We start from the raw sequence: 13411 nt of genomic DNA on the forward strand, positions 1-13411 counted from the left end.
ATTTTATGAAGCCGCTTTTTAGCAGGGGGCCTTCCCTGCAATTACGACTTTTTCTTGCTGTCGTTACCGCGATTGTCGTGATCGTTGCGGACAGTCGGCTCGGTTCGTTCGTCAAAATCAGAACGTACATGGATACCACTGTCAGCCCATTCTACTTTCTGGCGAATGGACCCCGTCAGGTTTTGGACAATATGTCTGCCTCACTGGCAACCCGTGAGCAATTAAGCCTTGAAAATACCGCGCTGCGTCAGGAACTGTTGATGAAAAACAGTGACCTGTTGCTGCTAGGCCAGTTCAAGCAGGAAAATGCGCGGTTACGTGAACTGCTCGGCTCGCCGCTGCGTCAGGATGAGCAGAAAATGGTGACGCAGGTGATGTCCGCCGGAACCGACCCTTACAGCGATCAGGTGGTGATTGATAAAGGTCAGGCGAACGGCGTGTATGAAGGGCAACCGGTCATCAGCGATAAAGGCGTGGTGGGTCAGGTTGTGGCGGTTGGTCAGTTTACCAGTCGGGTTTTGTTGATTTGTGATGTTTCCCACGCGTTGCCGATTCAGGTGCTACGCAATGATATCCGTGTGATTGCTGCCGGTAATGGCTGCGCCGACGATCTGCAACTGGAACACCTGCCTAACAATACCGACATCCGAGTGGGTGATGTGCTGGTCACATCGGGTCTGGGCGGTCGTTTCCCAGAAGGGTATCCCGTTGGTGTTGTGTCATCGGTCAAGGCCGATACGCAGCGAGCCTATACGATTATTCAGGCACGTCCGACAGCGGGGCTACAGCGCCTGCGCTATCTGCTATTACTGTGGGGCGTGGAAAACAACTCCAATACGGCGCTGCCGCCAGCAGAAGTGCATCGGGTTGCCAATGAGCGCCTGATGCAGATGATGCCGCAGGTTTTACCGTCGCCTGACGACATGGGACCGCCGCTTCCTCCTGATACCGCTACGCCCACCGCCGAGCCGCAGAGAGGCCGCCAATGAACCGTTATCGCAGGCATGGCAACTGGATTATCTGGCTTTCTTTTCTGATCGCCATGGTTTTGCAGATTATGCCGTGGCCGGATGAAATCTACATGTTTCGCCCCTCCTGGCTGACGCTGTTCCTCATTTACTGGGTGATGGCATTGCCACATCGAGTGAATGTCGGCACCGGATTTATATTAGGTCTGATTATGGACCTGATTCTTGGGTCTACACTGGGAGTACGGGCGCTGGCGCTGAGCATTGTTGCTTATTTGGTCGCCTTTAAATTCCAGCTATTCCGAAATATGGCGTTATGGCAGCAGGCGTTAATCGTCATGTTGTTGTCGCTGCTGATGGATCTCACGGTATTCTGGGCAGAATTTTTAGTTATTAATGTCTCTTTCCGACCGGAAACATTCTGGAATAGCGTCGTTGATGGCGTACTCTGGCCGTGGCTGTTCCTGCTGATGCGTAAAATTCGTCGTCAGTTTACTGTGCAATAAGGTGATTCATGACTCAGCTTTATCTGGCCTCCGCTTCTCCCCGCCGTCGCGAACTGCTTACGCAGCTCGATATTACTTTTTCTGTACTGAATGTCGCGGTGGAAGAACAGCGGTTACCAGAAGAAGCGGCGGAAGTTTATGTCCGACGTCTGGCGCATGAGAAAGCGGCCGCCGGTGTCGCGGCTGCCCCGTCCGATTTGCCGGTTCTGGGTGCCGATACCATTGTGGTACTGAACGGTCAGGTATTAGAAAAACCGCAGGATGAAGCCCATGCGGCAGAGATGCTGAGTCAACTGTCCGGGAAATCACATCAGGTGATGACGGCCGTCGCGTTGGCAGATAAAGACGATGTCTTGAGCTGTCTGGTGATAACCGATGTCGTCTTCCGTCCGCTCTCGCAGCAGGATATCGAGCGGTATATCGCCAGCGGCGAACCGATGGATAAAGCCGGGGCTTACGGTATTCAGGGCAAAGGTGGATGCTTTGTCCGGTCGCTTAACGGGAGCTATTACGCGGTGGTTGGGCTGCCGCTGGTAGAAACCCATGAGCTATTCAGTAATTTTGCTGCGTTGCGGAGTGCAAGAGGAAAACATGACTGCTGAGTTACTGGTAAACGTTACACCGTCAGAAACGCGCGTTGCCTATATCGACGGCGGTATTCTGCAAGAAATTCATATTGAGCGTGATGCGAAGCGCGGTATTGTCGGCAACATCTATAAGGGCCGCGTGAGCCGCGTCCTGCCGGGAATGCAGGCGGCGTTTGTGGATATCGGTCTGGATAAAGCGGCATTCCTGCACGCGTCCGATATTATGCCGCATACCGAATGCGTTGCCGGTGACGAACAAAAGAATTTTCACGTCCGTGATATCGCCGAACTGGTGCGTCAGGGGCAGGATCTCATGGTGCAGGTGGTCAAAGATCCGCTGGGAACCAAAGGCGCACGTCTGACGACGGATATCACGCTGCCGTCGCGCTATCTGGTGTTTATGCCGGGCGCATCGCACGTCGGCGTGTCACAGCGGATTGAGAGCGAAGCGGAACGCGAGCGCTTAAAGAAAACGGTCGCCGAGTATTGTGATGATGATGGTGGTTTCATCATTCGTACCGCTGCGGAAGGCGTCGGTGAAGAAGAGCTCTCGCAGGATGCGGCGTTCCTGAAGCGTCTGTGGGGCAAGGTGATGGAGCGCAAAAAGCGCAACCAGACCAAATGTAAGCTCTACGGTGAAGTGGCACTCGCCCAGCGAATTTTACGTGATTTTGCTGGTGCCGCGCTGGATCGCATTCGGATTGACTCCCGACTGACGTATGAAGCGCTGCTGGAATTTACCGCCGAATACATCCCGGAGATGACCCGCAAACTTGAACACTATGCGGGCAAACAGCCGATTTTTGACCTGTTTGACGTGGAAAATGAGATTCAGCGTTCGCTGGACAGAAAGGTTGAACTGAAGTCTGGCGGCTATTTGATCATCGATCAGACCGAAGCGATGACCACCGTCGATATCAACACGGGGGCATTCGTCGGCCACCGCAATCTGGATGAAACCATTTTCAACACCAATACGGAAGCGACGCAGGCGATTGCACGACAGCTGCGTCTGCGTAACCTCGGCGGCATCATCATTATCGACTTCATCGATATGAATAATGAAGATCACCGTCGGCGGGTGCTGCATTCTCTGGAGCAGGCGCTCAGTAAAGATCGGGTCAAAACCAGTATTAGCGGCTTCTCTCAACTAGGATTAGTGGAGATGACGCGCAAACGCACGCGTGAGAGTATCGAACACGTGCTGTGTCATGAATGCCCGACGTGTCATGGCCGTGGCACCGTGAAGACAGTAGAAAGCGTCTGCTATGAAATTATGCGTGAAATCGTGCGTGTCCACCACGCTTATGACACCGATCGTTTCCTGGTCTATGCCTCACCGGCAGTCGGGGAAGCGCTGAGAAGTGAAGAGTCGCACGCGTTAGCTGAGGTTGAGATTTTCGTCGGCAAACAGGTCAAAGTACAAATCGAACCCCTGTATAGCCAGGAGCAGTTTGACGTCGTAATGATGTAAATTCGTGCGCTCGTCGTCGGCGACGAAAGAAGGAGAAATTAGTGAGGCGACTGCCCGGAATACTTATCATCACGGGTGCCACTCTTGTCGTGATGGTAGCGCTGTTAGTCAGCGGCTTAAGACTGGTGCTGCCACAGCTCGATCACTTCCGGCCACAGCTGGTGGCCTGGGCGCAGTCTGCTGCCGGTGTTCCGTTAGAGATCGGCTCGATGACAGGGCGCTGGGAGTCCTTTGGCCCCACGCTAGAAATTGAAAAGCTTCGCACGTCCCTGCCGGAATCGGACTGGCAGGTTGACCGTATTACGCTGGCGTTGGATGTGTGGCAGTCGCTGTTGCACGGGCGCTGGCAGTTTCGCGATCTCACGTTTCACCAGTTAAAACTGGATATTAATAGCCAATTTACCGGGCAGCAGCAGGATAGCAAACTGATGGAGTCAGGGAAGGTCAGCGATCTTTTCCTGCGCCAGTTTGACCACTTTGACCTGCGTGATAGCCACGTTACCTTTCTTACCCCTTCCGGTTCCCGCGCGGAGCTGAGCATTCCGCAACTGACCTGGCTGAATTCCGAGAAGCGCCACCGAGCGGAAGGCTTGATCAGCCTGTCGAGTTTTAACGGTCAGCACGGTGTCGTGCAGATGCGTATGGACTTGCATGACGATCAGGGGCTACTCAGCAACGGTACGTTCTACCTGCAGGCTGACAATATCGATATGAAGCCCTGGCTCAGCCGCTGGATGAAAAACAATACCGGGCTGGAAAGTGCAGATTTTAGTTTGGCGGCGTGGCTCAACGTCCGTGATGGTGACATCCACAGTGGCGATGTGCTCCTTAATCAGGGTACGGCGAACTGGGGTGAAGGAAGTGATGCGCATCGCCTGAATGTGGATGATATGGCGCTACATATCAGCCGTCAGGAAAATGGCTGGCAGGTGGATGTGCCTACATTGAATCTGGCAACGGATGGCGTCGCCTGGCCGAAAGGTCGGCTTTCCGCCCTCTGGCTGCCCAAAAATGAACATATGTTAGGGCCCGATCGGCAGGAAGAGCTGCGTGTTCGAGCCAGCAACCTGGCATTGGAGCGGGTAAGCACGCTGCTTCCACTGCTGTCCGGCACGACGCCAGAATTGAAAGCGCGCTGGGATGAACTGCAACCGACAGGCACCTTGAATACCGTTGCCGTCGATATTCCTCTGCAACAGCCGGAGCGAAGCCGCTTTCAGGCCAACTGGCAGGATGTGAGCTGGAAACAGTGGAAATTACTGCCGGGGGTCGATCATTTCTCCGGCTCTGCGCGCGGTAGCGCCGAGCGTGGTCAGGTCAGCGTCGAATTAAAACAGAGCACGCTGCCCTATGTTGATATGTTCCGCGCGCCGCTGGAAATCAAGCAGGCCAGCGGCACGATTGACTGGCGTAATGATGCGCAAGGCCTGTCGCTCTGGAGTCATGGGCTGGATGTGCAGGCGAAATCGCTATGGGCTAACGGCGATTTCCGCTATGAACAGCCCGCCAAACAGGAACCGAAGCTGGATATTTTGGCGGGCATTCGGCTGACCGATGCGGCGGATGCCTGGCGCTATTATCCCGAACTGTTTATGGGCACCGAGCTGGTGGACTACCTGAGCGGTGCGCTGAAAGGCGGCCGTGTTGATAACGCGACGCTGATCTTTGCTGGTAATCCGCAGCATTTCCCGTATACGCACAACGAGGGCCAGTTTGAAGTCTGGGTACCGGTTAAAGATGCCACCTTCGAATTTCAGCCGGGCTGGCCTGCGCTGACGCCGCTGGATATCAATCTGGACTTTGCTAACAACGGCCTGTGGATGTTTGCGCCACAAACCTGGCTGGGTAAGGTGGAAGGCAAAAACATTAGCGCGGTTATTCCCGATTATGAAAAAGAGATGCTGCTCGTCGATGGCGAACTGGACGGTCCGGGGCCAGAGGTGGGGAACTATTTTCATCAGACGCCGCTGAAATCCTCGTTGGGCACGGCGCTGGACGAGCTGAAAATTGGCGGGCCGGTGAAAGGGACGCTGCATCTGGATATTCCGCTTGCCGGTGACGATGTCCGCGCCAGTGGCGACATTACGCTGAACAATAACAGTCTCTACATCAAGCCGCTGGATACCACGATTAAGAATCTCACCGGTAAGTTCCGCTATGAAAACGGTAACTTACGCAGTGAAACCCTTCAGGCGAACTGGCTGAATCAGCCGATGGCGGTCAATTTCACGACGGAAGAGCAGGCGAAGGCTTTTCTGGTGAATGTTGGCTTGCAGGGCGACTGGCAGCCTGCGCTCTTGCCCGGTTTACCGGCATCGGCAAGCAAAGCCCTGTCCGGCACAGCAGGCTGGAAGAGTACGGTGGCTGTCAACCTGCCGCATTCTGGTAAAACGACCTATGATGTTGATGTACAGGCTGATCTAAATAAAGTAAGTAGTCACTTACCTAACCCACTCAGTAAGCCTGCTGGCGAGAACCTGCCGCTGGAAGTGAAAGCCAGCGGCGACCTGAATGGTTTTGCCATGCAAGGGCGAGTGGGCAAAGATAACCGTTTCAATAGCCAATGGCTGCTAAAAGGCGACACCGTGACGCTGGCGCGGGCAAGCTGGCAGAACGGGGCAACGGCGGCGCCTGCATTGCCAGAAGATTCCGCTTTGGTACTCGATCTCCCGCCGCTGGATGCTGAAAGCTGGCTGGGGCTTCTGCCTGCGCTGCGTGCCTCGACACCAGCCGAAGGGAAAAAGGCGCATAGTTCTCTTCGTTTTCCTGAAGCCGTGACACTGCGGACGCCTGAGCTACAGTTGCTGGGGCAACAGTGGCACGATCTGGAAATCACGCGTAAAAATACGCTTTCTGGCAGTGAAGTGCAGGCAAAAGGGCGCGAAATTGACGGCATGGTTGAGATACCCAATCGCGGCATGTGGCGCAGCGACATCAATTATCTCTACTACAATCCTCAGTGGAAAGGGAATGAAGCGACCAACCCAGTGGCATTAGCAGAGAAAAAATCGCCGCTAAACGACCCGAGCATCAGCTTTGAGGACTGGCCGTCGCTGGCGGTTAACTGTCGGCAGTGCTGGATTCTCGGGCAGAATATGGGACGTATCCAGGGAACGCTGCTGCCAGAAAAGGAAAAATTAACGCTGGCAGACGGCATCATTGATACGGGCAAGGCGCGTTTGACGGTAAACGGTTCCTGGCAGGAAAACGCAGAAGGCGTGCGGACGGCGTTAAAAGGCCGTCTGACAGGTGATAGCCTAGAGCAGAACGCTAACTGGTTTGGCGTTGATTCACCGCTGAAAGCTGGTTCTTTCGATGTGGACTACGATCTGTACTGGCGCGGTACGCCTTGGGCACCGGATATTGCCAGCCTGAGCGGAATATTGCACACGCGCATCGGTAAGGGTGAGATTGCTGAAGTGGGGGCGGGTCAGGCTGGTCAATTGCTGCGTTTATTGAGCTTTGATGCGCTGATGCGTAAGCTGCGGTTCGATTTTAGTGATACGTTTGGCCGTGGATTTTACTTCGACTCGATTCGCAACACGGCATGGATTAAAGACGGCGTGTTGCATACTGATGATATGTTGGTCGACGGGCTGGAGGCCGATATCGCGATAAAAGGCGATCTCGATCTCGCTAAGCGACAGGTCAATATGGAAGCGGTTATCGCCCCGGAAATTTCTGCGACGGTGGGGGTGGCGACCGCATTTGCCGTCAACCCGGTCGTTGGGGCCGCGGTGTTTGCTGCCAGTAAAGTGCTGGCACCGCTATGGAACAAGATTTCGCTGATTCGCTACCAGATTTCCGGTAGCCTCGATCAGCCAAAGATTCAGGAAGTGTTGCGTGAGCCGAACAAGAAGAAAGGCGAATAATGCCGTTAGGGCAGCGCAGCGTACTCAGCCGATTATCTGATAAAGAGTGAAAAACTATGAGCCTTTCGTTTGTCAGTGAGCAGTTACTCACCGCCAACAAATTGAATCTTGACGATCTCGCCGCTGTGCTGGGGTCGCTTAATGAGCGTCGACTGGACTATGCCGATCTCTATTTCCAGTCCAGCTACCATGAGTCTTGGGTACTGGAAGATCGCATCATTAAAGACGGTTCTTACAATATCGATCAGGGCGTGGGTATCCGTGCGATTGACGGTGAAAAGACCGGGTTTGCTTATGCCGATCAGATCACGCTGAACGCATTGCACCAGAGCGCGCAGGCAGCACGCAGTATTGTGCGGGAACAGGGTACAGGCACGGCGCACACGTTGGGAGCGGTATCGCATCATGCGCTCTATCCAACGTTGAACCCGCTGGATAGCCTGACGCGTGAGGACAAAATTGCGCTGTTGCAGCGTGCTGACACGGTCGCGCGTGCCGCAGATGCGCGCGTGCAGGAAGTGTCAGCCAGCCTGACCGGCGTGTATGAGCTGGTGCTGGTGGCGGCGACGGACGGTACGCTGGCGGCGGATGTGCGGCCGTTAGTGCGTTTGTCGATCAGCGTGTTGGTCGAAGCCGAGGGCAAACGTGAACGCGGCTCCAGCGGTGGCGGCCTGCGTGGCGGCTATGACTATTTCTGGGAAGTGGCTGACGGCGAAGCGCGCGTCGATGCCTGGGCAAAAGAAGCCGTGCGTATGGCGCTGGTTAACCTGTCGGCGGTGGCTGCACCTGCGGGGCCAATGCCTGTGGTGCTGGGTGCTGGCTGGCCGGGTGTGTTGCTGCATGAAGCGGTAGGACACGGTCTGGAAGGCGATTTTAACCGTCGCGGTACGTCAGTGTTCAGCGGACAGATGGGGAAACTCGTTGCGTCAGAGCTGTGCACGGTGGTGGATGACGGCACGCTGACCGGGCGTCGCGGTTCGGTTTCGATGGACGATGAAGGCGTTCCGGGGCAATACAATGTCCTGATCGAAAACGGTATTCTGAAAGGCTATATGCAGGACAAGATGAATGCTCGTCTGATGGGCGTTGCGCCAACGGGCAACGGTCGCCGCGAATCTTATGCGCATCTGCCGATGCCGCGCATGACGAACACCTACATGCTGGCTGGGAAATCCACGCCGGAAGAGATTATCTCCAGCGTTGAATACGGTCTGTATGCGCCAAACTTTGGCGGCGGTCAGGTCGATATCACTTCTGGCAAGTTCGTCTTCTCGACATCTGAAGCATACCTGATCGAAAAAGGCCGTATCACTACGCCAGTCAAAGGCGCAACGCTGATTGGTTCCGGCATTGAAGCGATGCAGCAGATCTCGATGGTTGGTAACGATCTGGCGTTGGATAAAGGCGTCGGCGTGTGCGGTAAAGAAGGGCAAAGCCTGCCTGTCGGTGTGGGTCAGCCTACGCTGAAGCTGGAAAGCCTGACCGTCGGCGGCACCGCGTAATTCGTGCTGATGTTTGAGAACCCTTTAGAACCGCGCTTTATTAGCGCGGTTTTTTTTCCTCGCTATGATTCTGCCGATAACCCTGATATGTCAGGGCGACGTTTTTGAAGTATTCCGTCATGTAGTTAATGCAGACCTGTACTTTTAGCGGCAGGTTATCTTTGCGGGTGTAGAGCGCGTAGACCGGACGCGGGTCGGAGTGGTAGCGGTTGAACAGGATCTCAATTTCGCCGCGATTGATTTCGTCCACGATCCACATGAGCGGCACGTACGCGATGCCCGCTCCGGCCTTGAGCCAGCGCACCAGCGTTTGTGGGTCGTTAGTGACAAAGCGTCCTTGTGGTGTGACGCGGGTCGAAATGCCTTCGGGGGCGATCAGCTCAAATTCGCTGTCGGGCCGCACGCTGTATTCCAGCCAGGAAAAATTCACCATATCTGCCGGCTTATCCGGCGTACCGTGCTGTGCCAGATAGCTTTTCGCGGCACAGACCACCATCGGCATCGAGCCTAAGCGTTTCGAGAACAGGCTGGAATCCTGTAGCGCACCGACGCGGATAACGATATCCAGTCCGTCGGCAATCAGGTCGGGCGCGGGAATTCCGGTGACCAGATTGACGGATAGACCGGGATATTCCTTCAGCATCGCGGCAGTCATGGTGGACAACACATTCTGTGCCATCGTGGAAGAACTACCGATGCGCAGCGTGCCGATCGGCGTGTTGTTGAAAGCATAAAGCTGCTCATGGACCTCATGCGCTTCATGCAGCATGCGGCGACAGCCGTGGTAGTAAATTTTCCCCGCTTCCGTCAAACCAATGCTGCGCGTACTGCGATTAAGCAGCTTAATCTGTAGTTCATCTTCAAGCTTGGTGACGGTCTGGCTGACGGCGGATACGCTCATCTGCAACTGGCGAGCGGCGGCGGTAAAAGAACCAAATTCCACCACGCGGGCAAACACCGACATACTCTTTAGTCTTTCCATTATTCACTCTGGCTTAAAAGTGATTTAGATCACACTATGTAGATAAGGTGATAATAAGCATCCATAATATAGCCTATCCGGTGGTTCTGGGCAGAACAGAGCCATTCAATGATTGTGTTTATTTACCCAATTAGAGTAATACGCTGATTTCCCATCGTTAGTCAGCCCCTGCTGACATCGCTATTCATCAGTTTAACGTTATCCCATCCGTTGGCTGCTCGCCTGCGGGATGAGGCTCTGTTGTCGGTGCTGAAAGGCCGCGCCAGACGACATAATTTACCACCCGGTAGCACACCTGCTCGCTACCGTTATCGACTAGAAAAAGGAAAAGAGGATGAGTTCACTCCCGGTTATGGTGCTGTTCGGGCTGTCATTTCCCCCCGTATTTTTTGTCTTGCTGGTGTCGTTGACCCTGTTCTTTGTCGTGAACCGCCTGCTGCAACCGACGGGTATCTATGACTTCGTCTGGCACCCTGCGCTGTTTAACAGCGCGCTGTTCTGCTGTCTGTTTTATTTACTGTTCCGTTACGGTCTGTGAGGTGTCTGTGAAAGCGTTCTTTTTACCCTTGTTTAGACAGCAGGCCGTGCTGATCAAAAAACTGAGCCGCGTGGTCATCACGCTGGTGATTGTGCTGTGTGCGATTGTGGCAATCTTCCGTGTCTGGGCGTTCTATACCGAATCTCCCTGGACGCGTGATGCCAAATTTACGGCAGATGTGGTGGCGATCGCGCCAGATGTCAGCGGATTATTGACCGATGTTCGCGTCACGGACAATCAACTGGTAAACAAAGGTGATGTGCTGTTTGTCATCGACCAGCCGCGCTACCATCAGGCCGTGGCACAGGCGGAAGCGGATGTTGCCTACTATCAGGCGCTGGTGACGGAAAAACGCCGGGAGTCCGGTCGTCGGGCGCGGCTGGGTGTCAGCGCGATGTCCCAGGAAAATATCGACCAGTCCAGCAATGCGTTAGAAACCGCCACGCACCAGCTTGCTAAAGCGCAGGCGGTACTGTCACTGGCTAAACTGGAACTGGAACGCACCGTGGTACGCGCCCCTGCCGACGGCTGGGTCACCAACCTGCATGTACAGAGCGGCGAGTTTATCGAACGCGGCAATACGGCGGTGGCGCTGGTGAAAAAGGATTCGTTTTACCTGCTGGCTTACATGGAAGAGACCAAGCTTGAAGGTGTTCGCCGTGGCTATCGTGCGGAAATCACCCCGCTGGGTAGCGAAAAGATATTTTACGGCACGGTAGACAGCGTGGCGGCTGGGGTCAATAACAACAGCAACAGTGCGAACACGAAAGGCCTGGCTAACGTGGATTCCAATCTGGAGTGGGTGCGTTTGGCGCAGCGCGTGCCGGTAAAAATCCGTCTCGATCGACAAATGGGCGATCTCTATCCAGCTGGCACGACGGCGACCGTAGTGATTACCGGCGAGCAGGTCAACAACGACAAAAAACCGTCGCCGCTCATTCGTCTGCTTTATCGCCTGCGTGAGTTCGGCTAAGTGAGGCGATGATGAAAACTCCGTCGCTAACAGGCTCTATGTTCTTTACGACGCCAAAGTTTGCGCGCCTTCGCTTCGCTTTCAAACTGAGCTTCGCGATTGTGCTATCCCTGTTTCTGGGCTTCCACCTCCAGTTGGAAACGCCGCGCTGGTCGGTGCTGACGGCGGCGATTGTCGCCGCTGGCCCGGCGTTCGCTGCGGGTGGTGAACCGTTTTCTGGCGCGATCCGTCATCGTGGTATTCTGCGCATTATTGGTACGTTTATCGGCTGTATCGGTGCGCTTGTCATCATTATCGCTACCGTTCGTGCACCTGTCGTGATGTTGATGCTGTGCTGTATTTGGGCAGGGCTCTGCACCTGGGTTTCCTCGCTGGTTAAAGTCGAAAACGCCTATATCTTCGGGCTGGCAGGTTATACCGCGCTGATTATTATTGTATCGACGCAGGGAACGCCGTTGCTGACGCCGCAGTTTGCCGTGGAACGCTGTAGCGAGATTGTGCTGGGCATCGTCTGTGCCATTTTGGCGGATTTACTGTTTTCGCCACGTTCGATCAAGCAGGATGTTGACCGCAGCATCGGTGAACTGCTGGTGGATCAGTATCGGCTACTGCAACTCAGCATGAGCGGGGCGGAGAAAGAAGCGATAGACGCGGCATGGCACGCGCTGGTGCGTAAAACGACCGCGCTGAACGGCATGCACAGCAGCCTGATGCTGGAGTCTTCACGCTGGCAGAACAGCAATCGCCGCTTAACATCGCTGCATACGCAATCGCTCACGATGATCACACAGGCGTGTGAAAACTATCTGATGTTGCAGGATGTCCCGACCCCTGTAAAAAGCAGCCTGAAACTGGTGTTGGAGCAGCCTGTTGAGTCGCTCCGCGATGTGCATTGCCGTGTGAAAGCATTACGCCACTTGATTGCGGCGGATAGCCGCGATGTGCCGCCTACGTTGGTCAGTTGGGTTGGCGCGGCAATGCGCTATCTGCTATTGGCGAAGGGCGTACAGACCAACGGGCGCATTAATACGATAGAAGCTGACGTGCTGAACAGCGAGGTGGAAATTAAAGCGCCTTCGGCTGAAACCCATCATGCCATGATCAACGGTTTACGCACTGGCGTGGCGACGGCGCTGGGCTGCCTGTTCTGGCTAAGCACCGGCTGGACTTCCGGCAGTGTGTGTATGGTGATGATTGCGGTGGTGACGTCGCTTGCCATGCGTTTGCCGAATCCACAGATGATGGCGAAGGATTTTCTTTTTGGGACGATCTACGCGCTGCCGCTGGGCGCATTGATGTTCATGTTTATCATGCCGTCAACGCAGCAAAGCATGCTGCTGCTGTGCCTGAGTCTGGGGGCGATGGCTTTCTTCCTCGGGCTTGAGGTACAAAAGCGTCGGTTGGGCTCGCTGGGCGCATTAGCCAGTACGATCAATATCCTGGTGCTGGATAACCCGATGACGTTCAACATTAGCCAGTTCCTGGACAGCGCGATCGGCCAGATCATCGGCTGTTTTCTGGCGCTGATGGTGATCCTGCTGATCCGGGATAACACCAAAGCACACACGGGGAGAACGCTGCTGAACCGCTTTGTGTATGGTGCCGTCTCAGCACTGACGACCAACACGGCGCGTCGCAAGGAAAACCACCTGCCCGCGCTGTATCAACAGCTGTTCCTGCTGCTGAGCAGCTTCCCTGACGATATTGCCAAGTATCGTCTCGCGCTATGGCTGATCATTATGCACCAACGTTTGAGAACGCTGAATATTCCGCAAAACGCGGCGCTGTCTGCCTTTCATCGTCAGATTCGTGCAACCGCAGAGCAGGTGATTTCAGCCCGACGCGATACTACGCGCAGCCGCTATTTCACGCAGCTGTTGGATGAGCTTGAACGTTATCAGCAAATGCTGACAGAACAGCAACTTCCTCCAAGCGTGACGGTGCCTGTAGGGCGATTAACCGGGATTCTGCGTGATTATCAGCATGCGCTAAGCCGCTAAGCCGCTAAC

General features: G+C 54.9%; 10 protein-coding genes. 9 read left to right on the forward strand and 1 reads right to left on the reverse strand.

The genetic code is table 11. The features are described from left to right. The first annotated feature begins 5 nt into the window (after nt 1-5). Genes mreC through tldD form a run of 6 tightly spaced genes read left to right on the forward strand, consistent with a single transcriptional unit; the run spans nt 6 to nt 8909 of the window. On the forward strand, nt 6-989 hold the full coding sequence (gene mreC / locus BUB06_RS04375) for a rod shape-determining protein MreC (protein WP_039470319.1): 984 nt from the start codon (nt 6-8) through the stop codon (nt 987-989). After that, on the forward strand, nt 986-1474 hold the full coding sequence (gene mreD / locus BUB06_RS04380; protein ID WP_010300327.1) for a rod shape-determining protein MreD: 489 nt from the start codon (nt 986-988) through the stop codon (nt 1472-1474). The genes mreC and mreD overlap by 4 nt, the downstream gene beginning before the upstream one ends. Nucleotides 1475-1482: 8 nt before the next feature. After that, a complete protein-coding gene (locus BUB06_RS04385) occupies nt 1483-2076 on the forward strand; it encodes a Maf family protein (protein WP_039470320.1) in 594 nt (197 codons plus the stop codon). After that, nucleotides 2066-3535, forward strand: coding sequence for a ribonuclease G (gene rng / locus BUB06_RS04390; RefSeq protein ID WP_010300332.1), 1470 nt, complete (start codon nt 2066-2068; stop codon nt 3533-3535). The genes BUB06_RS04385 and rng overlap by 11 nt, the downstream gene beginning before the upstream one ends. 41 nt (nt 3536-3576) lie before the next feature. After that, nucleotides 3577-7407 carry an AsmA2 domain-containing protein YhdP gene (gene yhdP, locus BUB06_RS04395; RefSeq protein WP_039470321.1) on the forward strand — a complete coding sequence of 1277 codons (3831 nt, stop codon included), beginning with the start codon at nt 3577-3579 and terminating at the stop codon, nt 7405-7407. Nucleotides 7408-7463: 56 nt separating this feature from the next. Beyond that, nucleotides 7464-8909: a metalloprotease TldD gene (gene tldD, locus BUB06_RS04400; RefSeq protein WP_039470323.1), complete on the forward strand. Its 1446-nt coding sequence runs from the start codon at nt 7464-7466 to the stop codon at nt 8907-8909. A 40-nt stretch (nt 8910-8949) separates the two neighbouring features. Here the strand turns inward: tldD and aaeR are convergent, their stop codons facing one another. Continuing rightward, nucleotides 8950-9891 (reverse strand): HTH-type transcriptional activator AaeR, encoded by a 942-nt coding sequence (aaeR, locus tag BUB06_RS04405; RefSeq protein WP_039470325.1) that lies wholly within the window; start codon nt 9889-9891, stop codon nt 8950-8952. Nucleotides 9892-10225: 334 nt separating this feature from the next. Here aaeR and aaeX point away from each other — a divergent pair, with 334 nt between their 5' ends. The 3 genes from aaeX to aaeB are packed head-to-tail and all read left to right on the forward strand — an operon-like array spanning nt 10226 to nt 13402. Then, nucleotides 10226-10429: a p-hydroxybenzoic acid efflux pump operon protein AaeX gene (gene aaeX / locus BUB06_RS04410; protein ID WP_005975424.1), complete on the forward strand. Its 204-nt coding sequence runs from the start codon at nt 10226-10228 to the stop codon at nt 10427-10429. Nucleotides 10430-10436: 7 nt separating this feature from the next. Then, entirely contained in the window at nt 10437-11402 is a 966-nt protein-coding gene (gene aaeA, locus BUB06_RS04415; protein ID WP_010296617.1) for a p-hydroxybenzoic acid efflux pump subunit AaeA, read from the forward strand. A 38-nt stretch (nt 11403-11440) separates the two neighbouring features. Further along, the gene (gene aaeB / locus BUB06_RS04420; protein ID WP_413783454.1) at nt 11441-13402 is read left to right on the forward strand and encodes a p-hydroxybenzoic acid efflux pump subunit AaeB; all 1962 of its coding nucleotides are present in this window, start codon (nt 11441-11443) and stop codon (nt 13400-13402) included. The last annotated feature ends 9 nt before the right edge of the window (nt 13403-13411 follow it).

The organism is Pectobacterium carotovorum, from assembly GCF_900129615.1.
In the GTDB taxonomy this organism is placed as follows: domain Bacteria; phylum Pseudomonadota; class Gammaproteobacteria; order Enterobacterales; family Enterobacteriaceae; genus Pectobacterium; species Pectobacterium carotovorum.